This is a genomic window from Amycolatopsis sp. CA-161197 (assembly GCF_050942255.1).
GTDB lineage: Bacteria > Actinomycetota > Actinomycetes > Mycobacteriales > Pseudonocardiaceae > Amycolatopsis.
This window is the reverse complement of record NZ_CP192059.1, coordinates 3,226,222-3,249,487: the sequence shown is the minus strand read 5'-3', so window position 1 is coordinate 3,249,487 and position 23,266 is coordinate 3,226,222. Positions and strand designations below refer to the sequence as shown.

Sequence of the window (23,266 nt, the reverse complement as noted above, 5' to 3'; positions counted from 1 at the left end):
CGTTCGATCCGCGTGGCCGTGGCCGATCTGGACGGGAGCATCGTCGCGCGGCTCGACGAGCCGAACCGGTGCCGGTCGGGCAGCGCGCTGGTCCGGACGGTCGGCGACGGCTGCTGCACTCGCTGGCCGAACGGCTGTGCGCACACGGTTCGGACCTCGTCGTGGAGAACGATGCGAACCTGTGCGCGGTCGGCGAGCACGCGCTGGGCGCGGCACTGGGGGTGGACGTGCTGGTGTGCCTCACGGTGGGCACCGGCATCGGGATGGGCGTGCTGGTCGGCGGGAAGCTGTTCCGGGGCGCGCACGGCGCGGCGGGCGAGATCGCGGACCTGCCGGCGGGCGCCCGTGCCTCCGGGGCGCGCGCTCACCGGCCCGGGCCGATGGAGGACGTCGCTTCGGCGCACGCGATCGTCGCGCGGGCCCGCGCGCTGGGGTCGACCGCGCGGAGTGCTCGGGAGGTATTCCGGTCTGCCGCGGTCGACCCCGGGCTCATCGTGCTGGGCGGTGGCATCGGGAGCAACGCGGCGCTGCTCGCCGGGCCGATGCGGCGTGCCTTGGCCGCGACGACGCCGTTCGCGCCGGAGATCGTCGCCGGGCAGCTGGGGCCGGAGGCCGTGCTGGCGGGCGCGGTGACGACGGCACTCGGCACGGCGCGGGAGATGGTCTTCGAACGGCGCGAGCCGCGGCGGACGGCCGCGCAAGCCTGAGCGTCACCGCGCGGCGGCTTCGACGATCGTCAGCAGGTCTTCGAGGTCCTTCACGAACTCGGCGTCGCAGTCGACGCGGTGCGGCAGCGAGCCGAGCCGGTGGTGGGCGGGCAGGTCCGCGGGGCCGAGCTCGACGCGGCGCGAGCGGGCGAGGCGGGTGCTCGCGGCGAAGCGGCCTTCGACCTCCGAGAGGACGTGGCCGAAGACGAACGTGGACAGCAGGCGTTCCAGGCGTGGGACTTCGTTTTCGGGCACGCCCGCATCCAGCAGCGCCTGGTACACGCGTTCGGCCGGGAGCAGCGACTGCTCGCTCGCCGCCGGACGGGTGAACAGAAGGCCGGCCACGGCGGGGTGCTCGCGCGCGACCGCCCGCGCGCCCGTGGCCAGTTCACGCACCCGGGTGAAGGGGGCGAGGTCCGGGGCGGGAGTGGGCAGCAGGGTGAGCAGGTGGGCGGCGATGCCGTCGAGGAGGTCGTCCTTGCTGCGGAAGTAGCCGTACAGCGCCATGGGTGTGAGGCCGAGCCGGGCGGCGACGCCGCGCATCGACAGGGCGGGCAGGCCGCGTTCGGCCGCCAGCTCCAGTGCCGCGCCCACGATCTCGGACCGCCGGGCGGTCTTGAGTCTGCGCACCCCGCGCAGTCTGCACCGTGGACCCGCGAGTCTACGGCGTAGATCACGCACCGGAACCCGATCGAGCGACAGTGCGCAGCCAGCACGGGGTCCGCACTGTCCACTGTGGTCACCGGCGCCTGACGATGAACGGGGTTCACCCCGGCGCGCCGCGGAGGCGGTTGCCGATCGCGATCACCGACCCCATATCGTTGCGCGGCAGCCATTCGGAGGTGGAACGCGAACGTGCCCGAAGTCGACTACTACGCGGTGCTCGGCGTGGGGAAGACGGCGTCGCCCACGGAGATCAAGGCTGCCTACCGCAGGCTGGCGAAGACGCTGCACCCCGACGCGGGCGGCACCGTCGGCACGTTCCAGCTGCTGCGCGAGGCCTACGACACGCTGAGTGATCCCCGCGCTCGCGCTGCGTACGACGCCGGCATCCCGACCGTGCACGCGCGCCTGCCCGCGAAGCCGAAGCGCCGCCGGTTCAGCGAGGAGCCCGGGTTCGTGCCCGAGCCGCTGGACCTGGAGCCGGACGAGCTCGAGTGGTGGGAGTTCGCGGCGCAGGACCCGCGCGTGCGCCACGGGCGGCGACACGGCCCCGGGCACACGCCGGTGGTCGCGGCCGTCACCGGGATGGTGCTGGTGCTGGCGCCACTGGTGCTGGGCGTGGACTTCACGCCGCCGGTGCTCATCGTGTGGCTCGCGCTCACGGCCGCCACGGCGCTGCTGGTGCAGCGCCTGGCCCGCGGCTACCTCGCCGCGCGGCGCGCCCGCAGCGAGTTCGCCGCGGAGTTCGGCGGCGGCTCGGTGTTCGGCAGCCCCGGCGTGGAAGCCGACGAGCTCGCCGAACGCCTCACCGCCGACCTCCTCGAGCGCTACCTGACGCGGCTGCCCGCCGCCCGCATCTTCCACGGTCTCGCCTGGCCGGGCTCCGTCTTCGCCGACGTCGACCACGCCGTGCTGTGCGGCAAACGCCTCGTGCTCATCGAGTCGAAACAGTGGCTCCCCGGCCACTACGAAACCGCCGACGACGGCCGCCTCCTGCGCAACGGCCGCCCCTTCCGCGGCGGCGGCTCCCGCCTGGCCGAAAGCCTCGACTCCTACCGCGACCTCCTCCCCGGCATCGCCCTGCGCGGCGCCATGATCGTCTACCCCAGCCGCGCCGGCGCCATCACCACGGCCGACTCCGACCCCACCCTGGACCCCGCCGCGCCCATGACGCCGGAACAGTTCCTGCACGAAATCGGCGGCTGGCTCTCGGCGGAACCGTCTACTGTGGACCACAACGCACTGCGAACGGTGCGGGGCCAGGTCGTGGGAAGCGGGCGGGCCGCGTAGGCGAGCGAGGGCGCCGAGAGATCCTGCCTACGCCTCGCGCGCCCGCGCGGTGGTTGCACCGCCGCGGCCTCGCCACTCGGCTCGCACGGGCGAAGCGGCAAAGCTCGACCCGACTCCGAGCCGACCCGCGGGAGTGAAACCGCCCGGCACCGCCGCTCCTCGCCGGTGCCGGAAGGCACGAGCCGAGCAGCCCACGCGGCACCGTGGTCCCGGCCGTCCCCGCCCGTCGTCCGGCGGCCCGCGCCCACGCGGGAGGATGACCAGGTGAACACCGCGGCCACCCTGGGCACCGTCCTGCTCGTCTACGCGCCCGCGGCGGTGACGCCGGGGCCGAACTTCGTGCTCATCGCGCACACCGCCGCGGCCGGGTCGCGCCGGGCGGCGGTGGCCGTGGCGGCCGGGGTCGTGGTGGCGGGTGGGCTGTTGGCGACGGTCGCCGTGTTCGGGTTGGGCGCGCTGCTCGCCGCGACGCCGTGGCTGGCGACCGCGTTGCGGATCGTGTGCGGGCTTTACCTGGCGTGGCTGGGGATCAGGCTGTGGTGGAAAGCGCGGGCACCCGACCAGGAGCCGCTGCCGGAGCGCAAGAACGCGTTCGGGCAGGGGATGCTGAGCAACGTCACCAACCCCAAGGCCGCGGTGTTCTTCGGGAGCGTGCTGACGGCCACGCTGCCGCCGACCGAGCCCACGGCGACGAAGGCGGCGGCGATCGGGCTCATCGTCCTGGCGTCGGCGACGTGGCACCTGTCCGTGGCGCTGCTGTTCTCCTCCCCCGCCACGCAACGCTGGTACGACCGGGCGCGGCCGGTGCTCAACCGGGTGGTCGGGGTGGTGCTCGTGGTGCTCGGGGTCGCGTTGGCCGTCACCGGCTGAGAAAGCCCGTGAAGGGCCCCGAGACGGAGCCCTTCACGGACCGGAAAACTCAGCCGTGCGAGCGGTTCTTCGCCGCGCGCGCCGAGTTGGTGCAGATCTCGCCGACGTCGATGGTCTGGCCGCGGTCGAGGTACACGTCCGCGATGCCCGCCAGCTTGCCCTTCGCATTGGCGCAGGTCAGCTGGTAGGCCTCCTTCGGCCCGTACGTCGGCGGCACCGGCGACGCGAACGACACGCCACCGGTCCAGTCGTCCACCTGGGCCGGGTCGGCCTGGGCGTAGTTCACCAGCACCGCGCGGTAGTCACCGGCGGGCGGGTCGAACAGCACGGCGTGCTCCGAGGTGGTGCCGCCGTTGGCCGACGACGTCACGGCGTTGCCGGCGGCGTCGTACACGTACAGGTCCCAGTCGGTGTCCGGGTTCGCCCAGTTCACGTCCACGCTGAACTTCCCGTTGTCCACCTTGGGCAACCCGTCGACGTGGAACGTGAAGCTCTCCGACGCCGGGTTGTCCGGGTACGACTCGTTGATCGGCGGCACGCCCGCCGGGTTCGCCACGGCGTACCCGGCCTGCGCCGGGCCCTGCGGGTCACGCCCGTAGCGGCCCGCGACGTACGGCCGCGTCGACGGGTTCACCGACCACGCGAAGCGGCCGCCGGTCGAGGTGTAGGTGGAGTTGAGGTCGTCGGTCACGTACACGGGCGGCTTGGTGGAGCCGTCCGGCTGCAGCACGGGGGACGTCGGGGTCTGGAACGTCTTGTGCAGCTTGAGCTGGTAGCCCTTCGGCGCCGTGCCGATGAGCGTCGAGTGCGCGGCCGGGTCGGCGGTGTTGCGCAGCATTTCCAGCAGCGCACCGCTGTTGCCACCCTTGCCGGCACCGGTCGACGGGGCCAGGCCCGCGTACTCGGCGACGACCCCGACCTCGTACGGCGTGTGGAACCCGGCGCCGCCGATCTCGATCGTGAAGCCCCAGCCGCCGGTGGCCCAGTACGACCAGTCCTCCGTGGTGCCGGTGGTGTCGTACAGCGCCCAGCTCGGTTCGCTCGTGTAACCGTTGTGGGAGGCCAGCTTGTCGCCCAGCGCCTTGTACACCGGGTCCTCGAGCGGCGGCCGCACGTCGGCGACGCCCGGCGGGCGCAGCACGAGCGCCGCGTTGGTGTGGAAGGTGATCAGGTTCGTCACCTGCCGCGACGACACGACCGAACGGATGTTGCGCGACTCCGGCTCGCTGAACGGCGCCGAACCGCGGAACGTCTCACTGCTCCACGACAGGCCCGCTCCCCCGCCGCCCCAGAAGCCGGCATAGTTGCGGTTCGGGTCGGTGCCGCGCTGCGCGCCGCCCGGGTTCGCCTTGCAGACGCCGGTGGCGAACTGCGGCGGCGAATCGGCGGCGTTGCAATTCTTTCGCTTCATCTCGTAGTCGAATCGCGAGAAATCACCACGGGGTTCGGCCTCGCGGGAGATCGAGAACCCGTCCGGGTTCACGATCGGCACGATGATGTTGCGCGTCTTGCCGACCAGCCCGCGGATCGTGGTGTCGTGGGCGTAGCCGTTGATCAGCTGGTACGCCCACTCCATCGTGGTCTCACCGGCCGGCCATTCGCGCGCGTGGTGGACGCCCATGGTGAAGTCGACGGGCTTGCCGTCGGCGGTGTTCGCGACGTCCGTGGCGATCTCGAGCCCGACGACGTCACGGCCCTCCCACGTCGGCTCCGGCAGCGTGAACGCCTTGACCAGCTTGGGGTTCTTGCGCGCGAGCTCCTTCATCTCGTACTCGTAGTCGTACAGGTGGCGGTAGCTCGTGCGGCCGGACGGCAGCACCGAGGACGCCGTCTTCGCGGCGTACTCGCGGTCGGTTTTCGCGTCGCGGATCGACTTCGCCGACAGGTCCGGCTCGACGACGGTGGACTTCAGCCCGCTCGCGGCGAGCGTGCGGCGGTCGGCGTCGCCGGCGAGCACGACCTCGACGCCCGTGGCGTCACCCTTTTCGGTGACGTCGAGGCCGAGTCCGAGGAGCTTGTTCTTGTCCGCGCGCGAAGGCGTGTGCACGCGGACGAGCTCGGCGCGCTGGGCCGGCGCGGCGGATCCGGTCGGGGTGCCCTGCGGGGTCAGCGCGAGGAAGTCGACGCCGAGTTTCGCCTCCTTGGCGTTGCCCGCGTACCGGCAGCTCTGGATCACGAGCTGCTGGCCCTTCTTCACGAAGCTCTCGGCGAGCTCGTGGCTGCGCAAGGCCGCCGAGGCCGCGACGAGCGCCCCGGTGGCCTTGTCGAACACGGCGAGGTCCCAGTCGCCCTCGGCGCCGGCACCCGGCGCCAGACGGGCCTGGACCAGGCCGTCGACCGTCGAGACGACCTCGCGGCGGTCGGTGCCGGCCGCGCCGGGCGGCTGGAGCGCGGCGAAACACGACCGCACGACCGAGCGGTCGGCGTGCACCACGTTCTGCGCGGCCGTGGCCGACGTCGGCAGGGCGACGAACGTCCCCGCCAGGACGCCGGCCGTGGCCAGCAGAACCCACGGTCTGGATCTTCTGAGTGAGAGTCTGGATGAAAGCGGTGAATTCCCCACGTTCGCGGACCTCCCAGGGCCGAGCCGGGAGCAGGGACGCTCCGGCAGCGAACGACCATATCGACGCAAAACGCCCCGGGTAACCTTCGGAAGTACGGGATCATCCACTCACAGCGGGCACATACCCGTCCTGGCTAATCTCGAAGGATGACCGCCCTCGCCGAGGACCGCCGCCCCGCTCTGCTGTCGATCGCCGGCATCGCCGCGTTCGCGATCGGCGCCGCGCTGGTCCTGCTCCTGCAACTGGTGCCGCCCACCGACGAGATCAGCGTGACCAGCCGGACCATCAGCGAGTACGGGCTGTCGGACAACAAGTGGGTGTTCGACCTCGCGGTGGTGCTGGTGGCCGTGGGCTCCGCCGTGACGCTCGCCGTGCTGCGGCTGCAACGGCGGTTGCCCGTGGTCTCGGCCGTGTTCGGTGCACTGTGGACGATCGGCTTGCTCGTGATCGTGGCGTTCCCGAAGACCAACTGGGCCACGGCCACCGGCGGCGCCGCGGGCGGCACGCTGCACCGGGTGGCCAGCGTGGTCGCGTTCGTCTGCCTGCCGCTGGCCATCCTCGTGGCCGCGCGCACGACGTTCCCCCATTCGCCACGCCGCCGGTTCGCCGCGCGGCTGCTCTCCGTGCTGTCGCTGGGGTGGCTGGCGATCATCCTCGGCGCCGTGGCGGTCGCCGCGGTCAACGACGAACGCTGGTGGCTGCTCATCCCGCTCGGCCTGGTCGAACGCGGGATGGCGCTCACGGAGCTGGTCGCGCTGGCGGTGCTGGCGGCGCCGGTGCGCGCGAAGAAACCGGCCGGCGTCCCGAGCTGAGGCGGGCCGACGATCAGAACTCGTCGCCCTGCCCGAGCTCGTGTTCGAGCTGGTCGGCACGGGCCACGAGGGCACGCAGCGGCCGGTCCAGCTCGTCCTCGATGTCCAGCGAGGCGAGCGGCACGGCGTGCTTGATCAGCGCCACGCCGTCGACCACGGCCGCCCCGCCGACCCCGGACTCGCCGACGAGCTCCAGCAGCCGGCGCAGGTCCACGCGGTCGGCCCAGCCGACGGGCGAGGACAGCTCGGCCCACGCCACCCCACCGTGGTCGGGCAGCAGGTGAACGGTCGCCTGCTGGCTCCGGCCGTCCTCGGTGGGCAGGCGGAAGCGCAGCCAGCCGTCGTGGTCCTCGAGCACCTCGTACCGCAGGCGCACGAAACTGATCACGTCGTTCCAGATCGTCACGGTCGACACCTCTCGCCCCTCGGCCACGGCGCCAGCTTATCGGTCAGCCGTGCCGCCCCGCCCGGCGCACGCTCCGGGCGAACCGGACGCGCCGCCGGTTGCCGCGGCCGTCGCCAGGAGAGCTTGATCGGCCGACGCCGCCGCAGCGCACGGCCCCGGGCTGCCACCGGCGGGTCGCGCTTCTTCCCCCGGCGATCGGTCGCGCCGCAGAATCGCCGGCAGCCCTGGCGCGAGCCCCCGGTCGGCCGGTCATACCCAGCGGCCGACCGGGCCTGCGAACGTGGCCCGCAGGTGGGAGTGGACCCCGCTTCAACCGGCCGGACGACCGCCCTCGGCAGCCGCGCCACCCCGCCCGGCGCACGCTCCGGGCGAACCGGACGCGCCGCCGGGAACGGGGTGGCGGCTTCGCGGGACGGGAGGGTCAGCGGGCGGCGGACACCGCCGTCAGCACGGCGTCCAGGGCGCCCGGGTCTTCCATCGCGCTGGTGTCGCCGCGCGGGGCGCCCTCGACGAGGACGTCGCGCAGGAGGCGGCGCATGGTTTTGCCCGTGCGGGTCTTGGGCAGGGCCGTGACGGGGTAGACCTTGGCCAGCCGCGCGTAGCCGCCGAGTTCGTCGCCGACGCGGCGGATCAGCTCGGCCGACACGGAGTCGGCGTCGGCGCCGGCCAGGAGGGTGACGAAGGCGATGGGGACGGTGCCCTTGGTCGGGTCGGGCACGCCGACCACGGCGGCCTCGGCGACGCGCTCGTGGGCGGTCACGACGCCCTCGATCTCCATCGTGGAGATGCGGTGCGCGGCGACGTTGATGACGTCGTCGGCGCGGCCGAGCACCCACAGGTGGCCGTCGTCGTCGAGGACGGCTTCGTCCTTGGTGTTGTACTTGCCGGGGTACTGGGTGAAGTACGCCGACAGGTACCGCTCGTGGTCGCCCCACACCGTGCGGGCCAGCGTCGGGAACGGGCGGGTGATCACCAGGTTTCCCTTGGTACCGGGGGGAACCGGCTCGCCGTCGTCGTCCACGATCTCGCAGTGGTGGCCGGGCAGCGGGCGCCCGGCGGAGCCCGCCTTCAGCGCGTCGACGCCGGTCACCGGGTAGGTCCAGGTGGAGCCCGTCTCGGTCTGGCCGTAGGCGTTCACGATCGGCACGTCGAGGTGCGCGGTGCCCCAGGTGAACGTCTCGGCGTCGAGCGGCTCGCCCTGCACGGTGATCAGCTTGAGGTGCGGCAACGGGTGCGCGGCGCACAGGTCCTCGCCGAACGAGCGCAGCATCCGCAGCACGGTCGGCGCGGCCAGCACCTGCGTGACCTCGTGGCGTTCGCAGAACTCGTAGAACCGTTCCTTCGTCGGGGTGTCGAGCGCGCCTTCGTAACACGCGATCGTGGTCCCGCACGCCAGCCCGCCGATCACGGCCTGGATCGGGAAGGTCAGCCAGCCGACGTCGGCGGCCACCCAGTACACGTCGCCTTGTTCGAGGCCGGCCTGCCAGTAGGCGTTGGCCCACGTGCCGACCAGGAACCCGGCGACCGAGTGCACCACGCCCTTCGGCGTCGACTCCGTGCCGCTGGTGAAGATCAGGAACGCCGGGTCGTTCGCCTCCAGCGGCACGGCCGGCGTGCCTTCGGGGTGCCGGGCGACGAGGTCGGCGTAGGAGACCTCACCGGCTTCGAGCGGCAGGTCGCGGCCGGTGCGGTCGAGCACCACGACGTGGCCGAGGTCGGGCAGGCCCGGCCGGGCCGTGCGCAGGGTCTCCAGCAGCGGCACGAGCTTCCCGCGCCGGTAGGACGCGTCGGCGACCACCACGGCCTTCGCGCCGGAGACCTTGAGCCGCGCGGCCACGGCGTCCTTGCCGAAGCCGGAGAACAGCACCGTGTAGATCGCGCCGATCCGGTTGCACGCGTGGATGGCCGTGAAGGCCTCGACCAGGTTCGGCAGGTAGATCGCGACCACGTCGCCCTTGCCGACGCCCAGCTCCAGCAGCCCCGCCGCCAGCGCCGAGGTCTCGCGGGCGAGCTCGGCGTAGGTCACCGTGCGGGTGTCCCCCGGCTCGCCCTCCCACACCACGGCGGCGCGGTCGGCCGTCGCGGGGTCCTCGGCCCAGCGGTCGACGCAGTTGTCGGCGACGTTGAGCAGCCCGCCCGTGAAGTAGCGGAACTCGGGCAGGTCACCGCTGCGGACCTCGTCCCACGGCCGCATCCACCGCTGCTTGCCCGCGGCCCAGGCCCAGTACTCGTCCGGGTCGCGGTCGTGCAGCGCCCGCGCCTGCGCGATCTCCTCGGCCCGGCTCGCCGAGCGCCACCGGTCCGGAAGTTCCTGCAACGGAACGGAGATCAGCTGTTCCACACTGTCGGCCACGGCACACTCCCTTGTGTGTTCGATCGATCGGCACCTGCTCAGACGGCCAGCCCCAGTGAACGCGCGATCAGCATCCGCTGCACTTCGGACGTGCCCTCGCCGATGGTGAGGATGCGGGCGTCCTGGTGGTGGCGGGTCGCGGCCGTCTCTTCGATGAAGCCGTAGCCTCCCTGCAGCTGGGTCGCCAGGTAGGCGGCCTTGTTCGCGGCTTCCGACGCGACCAGCTTCGCCGTGGCGGCGGCCTCCCTGATCGACAAGCCGTGATCGTACTTCCACGCGCCGTCGTACGTGAGGGTGCGGGCAGTGGCGGCGAGCGCGGCGATGTCCGCGGTCTGGAACGCCACGGCCTGGTGGTGGCCCAGCTGCTTGCCGAACGACGTGCGCTCGGTGACGAAGCGCAGGGTGTCGGCCAGGCAGCCGCGGGCGAGCCCGGCGCTCATCGCGGCGATCGGCAGCCGCGCCCAGGTGAGGAACTCCAGCGCGTCGCGGTAACCGCGGCCCGGTTCGGACAGCAGCGCGTCGCCCGGCACGCGGACGTCGTCGAAGAACAGCGGGTGCGTGTCGGAGGAGCGCCAGCCCAGCTTCGGGTACCCCTTGCCGACGGTGACGCCCGGCGCGTCGAGCGGCACGAGGAACGCCGAGACCGGCGGCCGGCCGCGCTCGTCCTCGCCGACCGCGGCGAGCAGGATCACGTAGCGCGAGAACGGGGTGCCGGAGTTCGTGATGAACTGCTTGGCGCCGTTGATGATCCAGCCGTCGCCGTCCTGGCGCGCGACGGTGCTGATGTTGCCGGCGTCCGACCCGCCCGACGGCTCGGTGAGGCCGATGGAGACGAACGTCTCGCCGGTGGCGGCCGAGGGCAGGATCTCGCGGCACAGCTCGGGCCGGTCCTGGGCCAAATGGGCCAGCAGCGCGGCACAGATCGCCTGGACGTGCACGGTGACCGCCAGCGAAGAGTCCACTGTGGCCAGTTCCTCGATCGTCAGGCAGAGCGTGCGCAGGTCGGCGCCGGCGCCGCCGAACTCGGCCGGCACCATCAGGCCGAAGACCCCGAGCCGCCCCGCCGCGCGGACCAGGTCCGCGTCGAACTTCGACTCGATGCTGCGCCGGGAAGCCTCGGGCGCCACCACTTCGGCGGTGAACTCCCGCACGGTGTCGCGCCACTGCAGGTGCTCGGGGGTGAAGGCCCAGGGCAGCTCGTACCCGTGGTCGGCGAGCTGGCCACCCCGCACGGAGTTCGTGGTGGTCGCGGTCATTCGGCATCACCTGTTCTCGGGGGTCCCCGCCTCGGGGCGGCGGGAGCACGGGATCGTCGGGCCCAGCCGGGGACTGGGCCATCCGGACCAACGGTAGGTGCGGCGCGGTCGCGCGGATACCCACGAGTGGGGGTGGTCAGCCGCCCGTGCTGAGGAACGGCGCGACGAGCAGTTCGGCCAGCTCGTCCGCCAGCTCCGCGGGACCCACCTCACCGGCCGGGTCGTACCAATCGGGCAGGTAGGCCAGCGTGCCGTACGCGATTTCCAGGCACAGCCGCGCTTTCCGCGGGTCCGTGCGGAGCTCCAGCGCCGTTTCCTCGAACACCGTCGCGTGCTCGCGCCGCAGACTCAGGACGGCTTCCTGCAGCGCGGGGACGCTCACGCGCGCTTTGAAGAACAGCGGGACGTACTCGGGGTAGTCGCGGACCTCGATCAGCACCTGTTCGCGGAACAGCCGCCGCAGCCGTTCCCGCGGCTCGGGTTCGGCCTCGACGATCGCGCGCAGCCGGGCGGACACGTCGGCCGCCGACTGGCGCAGGCAGCGCAGGAAGAGCTCTTCCTTCGACGAGACGTAGTAGTAGAGGCTGGCGCCGCGCAGGTCCAGCTCGGCCGCGATGAGGTCGAAGTTCGCGCCTTCGTAGCCGTGGAGGGCGAACACCCGCGCCGCGGCGCGTTCGAGCCGCGCCACCCGTTCGGCCCGCTTGCGCTCGGCCCGGGTCACCGGTGCTTCTCCGGCCCCGCCGGCCGTCAGGCTCCCCACCGCGGTCACGGTAGCAAGCCGGCCATCCGCGCGCGGTAGACGGCTTCGCCGCGGGTGTGACTGTCCAATTTGGCCATCGCGCTCTTCAGGTACGACTTCACGGTCTGCACGGTGAGGCCGAGCCGCCGGGCGACGTCCACGTTGGCGTGGCCCATCGCGACGGCCGTGAGCACGTCCAGCTCACGCGGCGAGAGCCGGATCGGCAGGTCGTCCTCCGCCGGCTTCCCGGACAGGCTTGCGCCCAGCTCACGGAGCCGCCGACGCACCTCGGGGTCGGTGACGGCGGCCGCGATGTCCTCGAGCTCGGCGGCGATGTCGCCGGCCGAACGCCGCGGCGGGCTCGTCGGTTCTTCCACGGCAGAGCGCTTCACGAGGTCGACCGCCCGGTCGATCAGGCCCTCACCGAACTCCACCGACGTGCGCGCCGCGCCGTACACGACGTCGCGCACCACGCCGTCGGTCTTCACGGGCACGGCGAACATCGCACTCAGGCCCTCCCCCGCCACAGCGCCGTCGAACCGGTGCGTGATGCCCTTGGCCGCCACGTAGTCCCGGACGAACACCGGCCGCTCCAGCGCGATGCACCGGCCGCCGACCCCCTCGCCCCGGGGAATGACCAGGTTGCGCAGCAAATCGGTGCGCGCCCCGTCGAACCGGTCGAGCACGAACGTGCCCGTGCCCCGGTCCACCCGCGCGGCGAACGCGACGTCCACGGGCTCGAGCGCCCGGACGGCGCGAAGCACCCCGTCGACGCGGGCTCGCGGTGTCGCCGTCGACATCCGCGCCTCCTTCCGCCACGTGCTGAGACCCAGGTCACTTTACGCAGGGGGTCCTGGAATTTCTAGTCGAGCCTTGAAATCCGGAGGCCGGGAACCCCGCCCCGACCGGGCGAAAATGAGGCCGGTCACAGTGGCCTGCCGAAGGGCCCCCGGGTATCTTCGCCTAAGCAATCGCTTAGCCGGGCAGAGTGCGTGCCCGATCGCTGTTTCTCAACGATGAGGAGGGTCCTCGTGACCGATTCCCCCGCCCGGGTTGCCATCGTGACGGGAGCCGGCCGCGGCATCGGTGCCGCCGTCGCTCGGCGCCTCGCCGCCGACGGGTTCGCCGTCGGCCTGCTGGACCTCGACGAGTCCGCGGTGAAGGCCGGGGCCGAGGCGATCGTGGCCGAGGGTGGCCGGGCCGTCGGCGTCTCGCTGGACGTCAGCGACGCCGACCAGGTCGAGGCCGCCGTCACCCGTGTCGCCGAGGAGCTCGGCGCGCCGACCGTGCTGGTCAACAACGCCGGCATCACGCGCGACAACCTGCTGTTCAAGATGACCGAGAACGACTGGGACTCGGTGCTCGGCGTGCACCTCAAGGGCTCGTTCCTCATGACGCGTGCCGTGCAGAAGTACCAGACGCAGGAGAAGTGGGGCCGGATCGTGAACCTGTCCAGCACTTCGGCGCTGGGCAACCGCGGCCAGGTCAACTACTCCGCCGCCAAGGCCGGCATGCAGGGCTTCACGAAGACCCTCGCCATCGAGCTGGGCAAGTTCGGCGTCACCGCGAACGCGATCGCGCCGGGCTTCATCGCCACGGACATGACCGCGGCCACGGCCGAGCGTCTCGGCATGGACTTCGAGGACTTCAAGAAGGCGGCGGCGTCGCAGATCCCCGTGCAGCGCGTGGGCACGCCGGACGACATCGCGAACGTGACCTCGTTCCTGGTGAGCGAGGGCGCGGGCTTCGTCTCGGGCCAGGTCATCTACGTCGCCGGCGGACCGAAGGACTGATGGCCATGCGCGTGTTCACGAACGTCGACGAGTTCGCCGCCGCGGCGGGCGAGCACCTCGGCGAGAGCGAGTGGCTCACCGTCACGCAGGAGCGGGTGCAGCAGTTCGCCGACGCCACCGACGACCACCAGTGGATCCACCTCGACACCGAGAAGGCCGCGGCTGGACCGTTCGGCACCACGATCGCCCACGGGTTCCTCACGCTTTCGCTGCTGCCGCACTTCGGCTCGCAGGTCTACCGCGTCGACGGCCTGAAGATGGGCATCAACTACGGCCTCAACAAGGTGCGGTTCCCGCAGCCGGTGAAGGTCGGGGCGAAGGTGCGCGGCAGCGCGGACCTGCTCGAGGTGACAGACGTGCCCGGTGGCAAGCAGGCTGTGGTGCGGTGGACCGTCGAGATCGACGGCGAGGCCAAGCCGGCCTGCGTCGCCGAGTTCGTCGCCCGCATGATCGCCTGAACCACCCACGACACCGCCCGACAACCCGCCTGACCACGCGAAAGGCACCCGGCCCGGGGACACCCGGGCCGGTGGCTGTACGACATACCGACTAGTCGGTAGCGTGGCCCGGTGACCCCCGAGGAGGCCCGATGACCCCGTCCGACCCGCCAGGACTCGACCTGGCCCGCCTGCGCGCCTACCTCGACGAGCAGCGGCCCGGCCTGGTCACCGGCGAGCTGACCGCCGAGGTGGTGCAGGGCGGCCGCTCGAACCTCACCTACATCGTGGGCGACGGCACGCACCGCTGGGTCGTCCGCCGGCCGCCGCTCGGGCACGTGCTGCCGACGGCGCACGACATGGCGCGCGAGTTCAAGGTGATCTCCGGCCTGGCCGGCACGGCGGTCCCGGTGCCGGGCACCGTCGTGCTGTGCCAGGACGCCGACGTGCTCGGCGCGCAGTTCTACGTGATGGAGTTCGTGGCCGGCACGCCGTACCGCACCGATTCCGAGCTCGAGAAGCTGGGCACCGAGCGCACGCGCGAGATCGGGTTCCGGCTCGTGGACACGCTCGTCGACCTGCACGCCGTGGACCCGCAAGCGGTGGGGCTCGGCGACTTCGGCCGGCCCGACGGCTTCCTCGAACGCCAGCTGCGGCGCTGGAAGAAGCAGCTCGACGGCTCCCGCAGCCGCGAGCTGCCCGGCGCCGACGAGCTGCACGACAGCCTCGCCGCGAAGCTGCCGACGTCGGGCCCGGCCACGATCGTGCACGGCGACTACCGGCTCGACAACGTGCTCGTGGACGGCGACGACCGCATCACCGCGGTGCTCGACTGGGAGATGTCCACCCTCGGCGACCCGCTCACCGACCTCGCGCTGATGGTGGCCTACGCCGAGCGCGACAAGGTGTCGCTGCAGATGGTGTCCAACGCGAGCTCGGCGCCGGGCTACCCGAGCCCCGACGAGGTCGTCGCCCGCTACGCCGAGCGCTCCGGCCGCGACGTGTCGGCGCTCAACTGGTACGTGAGCTTCGCGTTCTTCAAGCTCGCAGTGATCCTGGAAGGCATCTACTTCCGCTACAGCAAGGGCCAGACCGTCGGGTCCGGGTTCGAGGGCATCGGCGACGCCGTGGCCCCGCTCGTCTCGCACGGCTACGAGACGCTCAAAGAGGAGAAGTAGTCATGGATTTCGCGTTCGACGCGCGCACCGAGGAGCTGCGCGGGCAGCTGCTCGAGTTCATGGATTCGCACGTCTACCCCGCTGAACCGGTCTTCGAGGAGCAGCTCGCCGAGCGCGAGAACCCCTGGTCGTCGGTGCCGGTGGTGGAGGAGCTCAAGGCCGAGGCGCGCAAGCGCGGCCTGTGGAACTTCTTCCTGCCCGGTGCGGACGGCGCGGGCCTGACCAACCTGCAGTACGCGCCGCTGGCCGAGATCACCGGCCGCAGCCCCCGGCTCGCGCCGACCGCGGTCAACTGCGCCGCGCCGGACACCGGGAACATGGAAGTGCTGCACATGTTCGGCAGCGAGCAGCAGAAGAAGCAGTGGCTGCAGCCGCTGCTCGACGGCGAGATCCGCTCCGCGTTCGCGATGACCGAGCCCGACGTGGCCTCGTCCGACGCGCGCAACATCGCCACCAGCATCCGCCGCGACGGCGACGAGTACGTGGTCAACGGCCGCAAGTGGTTCATCTCCGGAGCGATGAACCCGAACTGCAAGATCATGATCGTGATGGGCAAGACCGATCCGGACGCCCAGCCGCACCAGCAGCAGAGCATGATCCTGGTGCCGCGCGACGCCGCGGGCGTGACCATCAAGCGCGGCATGCACGTGTTCGGCTACACCGACGGCGACCACGGCGGTCACGCCGAGGTCCTGTTCGAGGACGTACGCGTGCCGGCCGAGAACCTCATCGCCAACGAGGGCGCCGGGTTCGCGATCGCCCAGGCCCGCCTGGGCCCCGGCCGCATCCACCACTGCATGCGCGCGATCGGCATGGCCGAGCGGGCGCTGGAGCTCATGTGCCGCCGTACGCTTTCGCGCGAGACGTTCGGCAAGCCGATCGCCGAGTCGGGCGTGGTGCAGGACTGGATCGCCGAGTCGCGCGTGCGCATCGAGCAGCAGCGGCTGCTGGTGCTCAAGACCGCGTGGCTGATGGACACCGTGGGCAACCAGGGCGCGCACACCGAGATCCAGGCCATCAAGATCTCCACCCCGATCACGGTGGAGTGGATCCTGGACAAGGCCGTGCAGGCGCACGGCGCCGGTGGCGTGAGCCAGGACTTCCCGCTGGCCGAGCTGTGGGCGGGCGTGCGCACGCTGCGCCTGGCCGACGGCCCGGACGAGGTCCACAAGCGCTCGCTGGCGCGGCGTGAGCTCAAGAAGTACCGGGCGGAGGCCGGCCGATGACCCCCGACGACCTCGAGGCCCAGGTGGCCGGGTTCCTGGCCGCGCACGACCCGAAGACCACCGACCGGCTCGAGTTCCTGCGCGCCCGCTACGACGCGGGCCTGGCGTGGGTGCACTTCCCCGAGGGCCTGGGCGGCCAGGGCGCGCCGCGCGCGCTGCAGCCGGTGGTCGACCGCGCGTTCGCCGCGGCCGGCGCGCCGGACAACGACCCGCGCCGCATCGGCATCGGCCTCGGCATGGCCGCGCCGACGATCCTCGCGTTCGGCACCGACGAGCAGCGCAGCCGCTACCTGCGTCCACTGTGGACGGGCGAGGAGGTGTGGTGCCAGCTGTTCAGCGAACCGGGAGCCGGCTCCGACCTCGCTGCGCTGGCCACGCGCGCGGTGCGCGACGGCGACGACTGGGTCGTGACCGGGCAGAAGGTGTGGACCTCGGGCGCGCACAACTCGCAGTGGGCCATCCTCGTCACGCGCACCGACCCGGACGTGCCGAAGCACCAGGGCATGACGTACTTCCTGTGCGACATGACCGCGCCCGGCGTCGAGGTGCGGCCGCTGCGCCAGATCACCGGCGAGGCCGAGTTCAACGAGGTGTTCCTCACCGGCGTGCGGATCCCGGACACCCAGCGGCTCGGCGCCGTCGGCGAGGGTTGGAAGGTCGCGCAGACCACGCTGATGAACGAGCGCGTGGCCATCGGCGGCAACGCGCTGCCGCGCGAAGGCGGCCTGATCGGCATGGTCGCGAAGACCTGGCGCGAGCGGCCCGAGCTGCGCACGCCGGAGCTGCGCGACCGGCTCGTGCAGCACTGGGTGGAGGCCGAGTCGTTGCGGCTGGCCGCTTCCCGGCTGCGCCAGCAGCTCACGGCCGGTGCGCCGGGGCCGGAAGGCTCCGCGATGAAGGTGGCGTTCTCCGAGCTGAACCAGAAGCTCACCGGGCTGGAGATCGAGCTGCTCGGCGAAGAGGGCCTGCGCTACGACGACTGGACGCTGCGGCGGCCGGAGAAGGTCGACTTCCTCGGGCGCGAGGCGGGTTACCGCTACCTGCGCGCGAAGGGCAACTCGATCGAGGGCGGGACCTCGGAGGTCCTGCGCAACATCATCTCCGAACGCGTGCTGGGGCTTCCGTCCGAGCCGCGGGTGGACAAGGACGTCGCCTGGAAGGACCTGCCGCGATGAGCGAACTGCCCACCCCGGACCTGCTGTACTCCGACGTCGAGGAGGACCTGCGCGCGTCGGTGCGCGACCTGCTCACCGACCGGGCCTCGCCCGCGGCGCTGCTGGCGCGGGTGGAGACCTCGGAGCCCTACGACCTGAAGCTGTGGAAGACGCTCGCCGCCGACCTCGGCGCGGCCGGGCTGATGGTGCCCGAGGAGCTCGGCGGGCACGGCGCTTCGGCGCGGGAGACGGCCGTGGTGCTCGAAGAGCTGGGCCGCAGTGTGGCGCCGGTGCCGTTCCTCGGCAGTGCGGTGCTGGCGACGTCGGCGCTGCTGGCCGCGGGCGGTGATATCGCCGCCGAGCTGCTCCCCCGGCTCGCCGCCGGTGAGCTGACGGGTGCGCTGGCCGTGCCGCTGTCGACCGCGCCGGGTGCGGCGTTCCCGGCGACCGTGTCCGTGAACGGTGACGGGACGCTGAGCGGGCGGGCCGGCACGGTCGTCGACGCGTCCGTGGCCGAGCTGCTCGTGGTGCCCGCGACCGGGCCCGACGGGCCGGGGCTGTACGCGGTGGAGGCCTCGGCGGCCCAGGTGACCGAGCTGGTGTCGCTGGACCTCACGCGGCGCGTGGCCGACGTCGAGCTGACCGACGCCGCGGCGCGGCTGGTCGTGAGCGGCGCGGCCGCGGAGGCGGCGCTGGACACCGCGCTGACCACGGCGGCGGGGTTGCTCGCGTCGGAGCAGACGGGGCTCACGGAGTGGGCGCTGACGACCACCGTCACCTACCTCAAGGGCCGCTACCAGTTCGGGCGCCCGGTCGGCGGGTTCCAGTCGCTCAAGCACCGGCTGGCGAACCTGTACACCGACCTGGTGAACGCGCGCGCGACGGCGCGGTACGCGGCCGACGCGCTCGCCGGCGGCTTCGACGTGCCGATCGCGGTGGCCGTGGCGCAGGCGCGCGTCGCGCCGATCGCGGTGCACGCCGTGGAGGAAGCGATCCAGCTGCACGGCGGGATCGGCATGACGTGGGAGCACCCCGCGCACCTGTTCCTCAAGCGCGCCAAGAGCGACGAGCTCGCGTTCGGCACGCCGGGCCGGCACCGCGCGCGGCTGGCGGATCTCGTGGACCTGCCTGCCTGACGTCGTTTTCCAGGCCCCGCCCGCCGTTTCGGCTGGCGGGGCCCGCGCCCGTGGTGGACACTGTGGACGGTGGTGCCCGGCACGTACGAACAGGCGGCAAGAGTGCACTTTTTCCTGTGGTGGCTGGAAGCTTCGGCTTCCTAGCCTGGTGATCATGGTCCCGGGCACCGAGCAGCTGACGATCACCGTCGGCACCCACCGGCACAGCGCGCTCGCTGCCGGCCCCGAGTCCGGGGAGCTCGTCCTGTTGCTGCACGGATGGGCGGAGTTCGCCGATTCGTGGACCACGGAACTCGCGGCACTGGGCGCGGCCGGCTACCGCGCCGTCGCGGTCGACCAGCGCGGCTACGCCTCGGGCGCGCGGCCGCTCGACGTCGACCAGTACTCGGTGCGCCACCTCATCACCGACGTGATCGCCTTCGCCGCGGCGCTGGGGTCCGACCGCTTCCACCTCGTCGCGCACGACTGGGGCGGCATGGTCGGCTGGGCGTTCGCCAGTGCGCACCCCGACCAGTTGCGTTCGCTGACGATCCTGACCACCCCGCACCCCGCCGCGCTGCACCGCGCCGCCACCGACGACACGCGCCAGTTCCGCGACCTCGGCTACGTCCGCTTCTTCCGCCACCTCGACGGCCGCGCCGAGGTCTCCCTCCTCGCCGACGACGCCGCCGAACTACGCGCCGCGTACGGCGACCGTGTGCCCGCCGACCTGGTCGAACGCAACATCACGCGCCTGACCGAGCCGGGCGCCCTGACGGCCACGCTCAACTGGTACCGCGGCCCGGCCGCCAGCGAGTTCGACATCCCCGCCGGGCGCATCTCCGTGCCGACGCTGTACCTGTGGGGCAGCGAAGACCCGTACCTGGGCCGGACGGCCGCCGAGCTGACCCGCTCGTACGTCGACGGCGAGTACGAGTTCGAGGTGGTGGAGGGGGCCAGCCACTGGCTGCCGGAGGAGGCCGGGGAGTTCATCGTGCCGCGGCTGTTGGACCACTTGAAACGGTACTAGCTCACCTCACAACCCGATCGCACCCAGTCACCTTCGGCGAGGCACCGCAGCCGGCCGAGCGGTCAGGGGGCCGGCGATGCCGAAGGTCGCGGGTGGTGGAACGGGTCGTCGCGGGAGCCACCGGGGACACTCAGCGCGGGAACCCGTCGGTGCTGACGAGGACCTGCACGTTGCCGCCGAAGGCACGGTGTTCGCCCGAGCAGGCCGGACCTCACGGCACCACAGTCCGGTGTGTCTGAACACGAAATGTGCTCGCAATACACGAAAACTCGCCCGCAACCAGGGGGTCCTAGCGTCTCGCCTGCCCTTCCCCACCGGTTCAGAAGCGAGGCAGTACGTGGCACAACCAGGAAGACTCACGCGGAGATCCGTGCTCGGCGGCGCAGGCGCGGCGGTCGCCGGCGGCACCCTTTCCCTCACGCTGGGAGCGGCGCCGGCGAGTGCGGCGCCGGCCGGCGGGCCGGCGTTGCCGTCGGTGAGCCAGATTCCCCACCGTGGCCGGCTCGTGGACTACGAGATCACCGAGCTCGCCGCGCTGCTGCGCGCGGGGCGCACGTCCAGCGTGGAGATCACCCAGGCCTACCTCAGCCGGATCTCGAAGCTCAACGGTCCCTTCGAGGTCTACGGCGACAACGGCGCGTACAACGCGTTCGTGCGCGTCGACACCGCCGGCGCGCTGGCCGCCGCGCGAGCCGCCGACCAGCGGATCTCCACCTGGCGCCGGCACGGTGGCGACCTGTCGCCGCTGTGCGGGATCCCCATGGGCATCAAGGACTCCGTGGGCATCAAAGGCCTGAACGCGCAGGACGGCAGCCCGGCGTTCACCGGCAACAAGGCGCTGCAGGACGCCACGGTCGTCGCGCGCCTGCGGGCGGCCGGCGTGGTGCTGCTGGGCAACACCATCTGCTCGGCCTTCTCCGGTTCGATCACCGGCACGTTCGCGGGCAACGCGTGGAGCCCGTCGCACGTGCCGGGCGGGTCGAGCCAGGGCTCGGGGGTCGCGCCCGTCGCGCGGCTGGCCGCGGCCTGCATCGGCGAGGAGACGGGCGGCAGCATCATCATGCCGTCGGCCGCGAACGGCGCCAGCGGCATCAAGCCGTCGCTGGGCACGGTGTCGATCGCCGGGCTCATGCCGCTTTCGCCGGGCTACGACGTGCTCGGCCCGATCTCCCGCAGCGCCCGCGACTCGGCGCTCATCCTGAGCACGATCCTCGGCCCGGACGCGGTGAACGACCCGCAGACGCTCTCGGCACCCCTGCCGTTCCCGGCGATCCCGTCGTCGCCGCGGCCCGGGCGGACTCCGTTGCGGGGCTTGACGATCGGCATCCCGCAGACGGACTGGATGAACGTGGGCGGCACCATCAAGACCGGCGTCAGCCCGCAGGACACCTACGGCGCGGAGCACCTGAAGGCGTTCAACCGGCTGGTGGGCCAGCTGAAGAGCCTGGGCGCGCAGGTGAAGGAGTTCCCCGGTCTGGACATGACCGACCCCGCGCAGAACCCGTACTTCGCGTCGGCGGACGTGCTGGCGACGGTGGACGGCTCGCCGGTGTCGCCGTCGGCCGCGGTGGTGAACGCGAACCGCTACGAGGTCCGGTTCGTCGCGGCGGTGGCGGACTTCTGCGCGAGCGGCATCCCGACGGCCGACGCCGTCGCCACCCTGACCAGCCAGTACGGCCGGCGCGCCCCCGGCGAGGCGGCGGCGAGCTTCGCCAGCGCCGACCGCTTCAACGGCGGCATCCCCGCCTCCGTCCGCTACGAGGGCGAACAGCGGCGGCGCCGGCTCATCGCCAACTACACCAAGGCTCTGGAGGACGCCGGCGTCGACTTCATGCTCGTCCTGGCCCTGGGCGACGTGATCGGCCAACGCGCCGGCGGTGGCCCCGGCTTCCCGGTGTACCGCGCGTACTACCAGGTGCCGAACGCGCTGGGCTGGCCCATGGTGAGCTTCCCCGTCGGCTACGCCGCGGGCCTGCCGATCTCGGCCCAGTTCTGGGGACCGCGCTTTGCGGAGCCCGCCCTGGTCCAGTCCATGGTCGACTACCAGGCCCACTTCCCCGAGTACCACACCGCGGCCCCGCCGGACCCGGTCTTCGGGACCCTCACCCCGAAGCTGGCGCCGCGCGCGCTCGCCCCGGCGGCCGAGGACCCGACCAACGACCCGATCCTGGGCGAGGAAGCGATCCGGAGGGCACTCTCGTGAGCGTCACCGAACCCACCCGGTTCCTGACCGTGGACTTCTCGACCCCGGTGGACATCGGGTTCCTCCCGCAGCACGCGGAGACCCCCGTCGTGCCGCCGCTGACGATCGGCTGGGCGCCCCGGCTGGGCACGACCTACCTGCCCTTCGACCCGGCGGATGAAACAGTGCCGACCGACCGGACGCCACCTCGCCCGTGAAACCCCCGGCGGGCACCGACGGAAACTGTCGGTGCCCGCCGGTAGCGTGCCGGCTGTGGGTGAACCTCCGGCCTGGGCGTACGAGAAACCGCACGTCACCGCACCCGACCCCGCGTGGCCGGCGCGCGGTGCCGAACTGTGCGCGCGGTTGACTGTGGTGCTGCAGCCGTGGCTGGTCGACGGAGTGGAGCACGTCGGGTCCACGTCGGTGCCCGGGTTGGCGGCCAAACCGGTGGTGGACGTGATGGCTTCGGTTTCGGACATCGACGTGGTGGTCACTTCCGCCGGCGCGGCTCTCGCGGCCGACGGCTGGGCCTACGTCCCGCCTTCGCTGGACGTCGCCTCACCGTGGCGGCGCTTCTTCGTCCTGCCCGACGCCACCGCCGAGCACCGAGTGGCCCACCTCCACGTCCTCCCGGCCGGCCACCCGCGCTGGCACGCCCAACGCACCTTCCGCGACGCCCTGCGCGCCGATCCGGCCCTGGCCGCGGACTACGCCGCCCTGAAACACCGCCTCACCACCGAAACCACCGACCGCGAGGCCTACACCGCCGGCAAAACGGCCTTCGTCACCCGCGTCCTCGCACACCACGGGGTGGTTCTGCCGACGGAGTGAAGTGCCCACAGCGCGACGGACGTCGGCAGCAGGCCCGCTGACGTGAACCACCGGGTCGCCGACGATGTCCGTCGCGGACGCCGGCCGCAAGCCCGGGCAGCAGCGGACCCGGCCAGGGCGGCAGCCGGCCCGGCACCAGCGGGTTCGGTTGCGGCGGACTCGGCGGCAACCGCCCAGCCACAGCCAACCCGGCAACAGCGATCTCGGCGGCAACCGGCCCGACCGCAGCCAACCCCGCAACAACCAACTCGCCGGCAACTCGCCCGACCGCAGCCAACTCGGTAGCACTCGGCGCGACCGCCGTGTCGGCCCGGCAACAGCCAACTCGCCAACAGCCGGCGCGACCGCAATGCCGGCCCGGCAACAGCGAACTCGGCGGCAACCCACCCGGCCACAGCCAACTCGGTAGCACTCGACGCGACCGCAATGCCGGCCCGGCAACAGCCAACTCGCCGACAGCCGGCGCGACCGCAATGCGGGCCCGGCAACGGCCAACTCACCAGCGACCGGCGCCGCGGCAGTCGGCCTGGCGGCGGGCAGGGCGAAGTCGTCGCCCGCCGAAGGATCCGCAGTGCGCGGGACTCCGGCACAGCACCTTCATGGTGGACGTGCTCGAACCCGACCACAGCGCGAGATCGCGCCGGTTTCCGAATTCGG

General features: G+C 72.3%; 21 protein-coding genes. 14 read left to right on the top strand and 7 right to left on the bottom strand.

What is annotated here, in order from left to right; genetic code table 11:
• The first annotated feature begins 68 nt into the window (after positions 1-68).
• Positions 69-707: an ROK family protein gene (locus tag ACQPXB_RS15565; RefSeq protein WP_432852534.1), complete on the top strand. Its 639-nt coding sequence runs from the start codon at positions 69-71 to the stop codon at positions 705-707.
• A 3-nt stretch (positions 708-710) separates the two neighbouring features.
• Here ACQPXB_RS15565 and ACQPXB_RS15560 read toward each other — a convergent pair whose 3' ends face one another.
• Entirely contained in the window at positions 711-1,337 is a 627-nt protein-coding gene (locus tag ACQPXB_RS15560; protein WP_432852531.1) for a TetR/AcrR family transcriptional regulator, read from the bottom strand.
• A 225-nt stretch (positions 1,338-1,562) separates the two neighbouring features.
• Here ACQPXB_RS15560 and ACQPXB_RS15555 point away from each other — a divergent pair, with 225 nt between their 5' ends.
• Positions 1,563-2,660 carry a J domain-containing protein gene (locus ACQPXB_RS15555; RefSeq protein ID WP_432852528.1) on the top strand — a complete coding sequence of 366 codons (1,098 nt, stop codon included), beginning with the start codon at positions 1,563-1,565 and terminating at the stop codon, positions 2,658-2,660.
• Positions 2,661-2,924: 264 nt separating this feature from the next.
• Positions 2,925-3,530: a LysE family translocator gene (locus ACQPXB_RS15550; RefSeq protein ID WP_432852525.1), complete on the top strand. Its 606-nt coding sequence runs from the start codon at positions 2,925-2,927 to the stop codon at positions 3,528-3,530.
• Positions 3,531-3,579: 49 nt separating this feature from the next.
• On the opposite strand, the gene ACQPXB_RS15545 is transcribed toward ACQPXB_RS15550, so the two are convergent.
• Entirely contained in the window at positions 3,580-6,036 is a 2,457-nt protein-coding gene (locus tag ACQPXB_RS15545) for a M14 family zinc carboxypeptidase (protein ID WP_432856658.1), read from the bottom strand.
• A gap of 204 nt (positions 6,037-6,240) precedes the next feature.
• Here ACQPXB_RS15545 and ACQPXB_RS15540 point away from each other — a divergent pair, with 204 nt between their 5' ends.
• Entirely contained in the window at positions 6,241-6,906 is a 666-nt protein-coding gene (locus ACQPXB_RS15540; RefSeq protein WP_432852522.1) for a DUF998 domain-containing protein, read from the top strand.
• Between the two features lie 13 nt (positions 6,907-6,919).
• On the opposite strand, the gene ACQPXB_RS15535 is transcribed toward ACQPXB_RS15540, so the two are convergent.
• The 5 genes from ACQPXB_RS15535 to ACQPXB_RS15515 all read right to left on the bottom strand — a co-directional run bounded on the left by ACQPXB_RS15535 (position 6,920) and on the right by ACQPXB_RS15515 (position 12,460).
• Positions 6,920-7,312 carry a hypothetical protein gene (locus ACQPXB_RS15535; RefSeq protein ID WP_366586296.1) on the bottom strand — a complete coding sequence of 131 codons (393 nt, stop codon included), beginning with the start codon at positions 7,310-7,312 and terminating at the stop codon, positions 6,920-6,922.
• Between the two features lie 421 nt (positions 7,313-7,733).
• Positions 7,734-9,665, bottom strand: coding sequence for an AMP-binding protein (locus ACQPXB_RS15530; protein WP_386951699.1), 1,932 nt, complete (start codon positions 9,663-9,665; stop codon positions 7,734-7,736).
• 38 nt (positions 9,666-9,703) lie between these two features.
• On the bottom strand, positions 9,704-10,921 hold the full coding sequence (locus tag ACQPXB_RS15525; RefSeq protein ID WP_386951696.1) for an acyl-CoA dehydrogenase family protein: 1,218 nt from the start codon (positions 10,919-10,921) through the stop codon (positions 9,704-9,706).
• A gap of 136 nt (positions 10,922-11,057) precedes the next feature.
• Positions 11,058-11,681, bottom strand: coding sequence for a TetR/AcrR family transcriptional regulator (locus tag ACQPXB_RS15520; protein WP_432852513.1), 624 nt, complete (start codon positions 11,679-11,681; stop codon positions 11,058-11,060).
• A 5-nt stretch (positions 11,682-11,686) separates the two neighbouring features.
• Complete coding sequence (locus tag ACQPXB_RS15515; RefSeq protein ID WP_366586180.1) at positions 11,687-12,460, bottom strand: LuxR C-terminal-related transcriptional regulator; 774 nt, start codon at positions 12,458-12,460, stop codon at positions 11,687-11,689.
• A gap of 231 nt (positions 12,461-12,691) precedes the next feature.
• Here ACQPXB_RS15515 and fabG point away from each other — a divergent pair, with 231 nt between their 5' ends.
• The 10 genes from fabG to ACQPXB_RS15465 all read left to right on the top strand — a co-directional run bounded on the left by fabG (position 12,692) and on the right by ACQPXB_RS15465 (position 22,609).
• The gene (gene fabG / locus ACQPXB_RS15510; RefSeq protein WP_366586182.1) at positions 12,692-13,453 is read left to right on the top strand and encodes a 3-oxoacyl-ACP reductase FabG; all 762 of its coding nucleotides are present in this window, start codon (positions 12,692-12,694) and stop codon (positions 13,451-13,453) included.
• Positions 13,454-13,458: 5 nt separating this feature from the next.
• Positions 13,459-13,911 (top strand): MaoC family dehydratase, encoded by a 453-nt coding sequence (locus ACQPXB_RS15505; RefSeq protein WP_366586184.1) that lies wholly within the window; start codon positions 13,459-13,461, stop codon positions 13,909-13,911.
• 131 nt (positions 13,912-14,042) lie between these two features.
• Positions 14,043-15,068: a phosphotransferase family protein gene (locus ACQPXB_RS15500; protein WP_386951687.1), complete on the top strand. Its 1,026-nt coding sequence runs from the start codon at positions 14,043-14,045 to the stop codon at positions 15,066-15,068.
• 2 nt (positions 15,069-15,070) lie between these two features.
• Entirely contained in the window at positions 15,071-16,294 is a 1,224-nt protein-coding gene (locus ACQPXB_RS15495; RefSeq protein ID WP_366586188.1) for an acyl-CoA dehydrogenase family protein, read from the top strand.
• Positions 16,291-17,469, top strand: a complete 1,179-nt coding sequence (locus ACQPXB_RS15490; protein ID WP_432852507.1) for an acyl-CoA dehydrogenase family protein — start codon at positions 16,291-16,293, stop codon at positions 17,467-17,469. Before ACQPXB_RS15495 ends, ACQPXB_RS15490 begins: the two co-directional genes overlap by 4 nt.
• Positions 17,466-18,584 carry an acyl-CoA dehydrogenase family protein gene (locus ACQPXB_RS15485; protein ID WP_432852504.1) on the top strand — a complete coding sequence of 373 codons (1,119 nt, stop codon included), beginning with the start codon at positions 17,466-17,468 and terminating at the stop codon, positions 18,582-18,584. Before ACQPXB_RS15490 ends, ACQPXB_RS15485 begins: the two co-directional genes overlap by 4 nt.
• A 154-nt stretch (positions 18,585-18,738) precedes the next feature.
• On the top strand, positions 18,739-19,593 hold the full coding sequence (locus ACQPXB_RS15480) for an alpha/beta fold hydrolase (RefSeq protein ID WP_432852501.1): 855 nt from the start codon (positions 18,739-18,741) through the stop codon (positions 19,591-19,593).
• A gap of 370 nt (positions 19,594-19,963) precedes the next feature.
• Positions 19,964-21,796: an amidase gene (locus ACQPXB_RS15475; protein ID WP_432852498.1), complete on the top strand. Its 1,833-nt coding sequence runs from the start codon at positions 19,964-19,966 to the stop codon at positions 21,794-21,796.
• Complete coding sequence (locus tag ACQPXB_RS15470; RefSeq protein WP_386951679.1) at positions 21,793-21,993, top strand: hypothetical protein; 201 nt, start codon at positions 21,793-21,795, stop codon at positions 21,991-21,993. Before ACQPXB_RS15475 ends, ACQPXB_RS15470 begins: the two co-directional genes overlap by 4 nt.
• 55 nt (positions 21,994-22,048) lie before the next feature.
• Positions 22,049-22,609: a GrpB family protein gene (locus ACQPXB_RS15465; RefSeq protein WP_432852494.1), complete on the top strand. Its 561-nt coding sequence runs from the start codon at positions 22,049-22,051 to the stop codon at positions 22,607-22,609.
• The last annotated feature ends 657 nt before the right edge of the window (positions 22,610-23,266 follow it).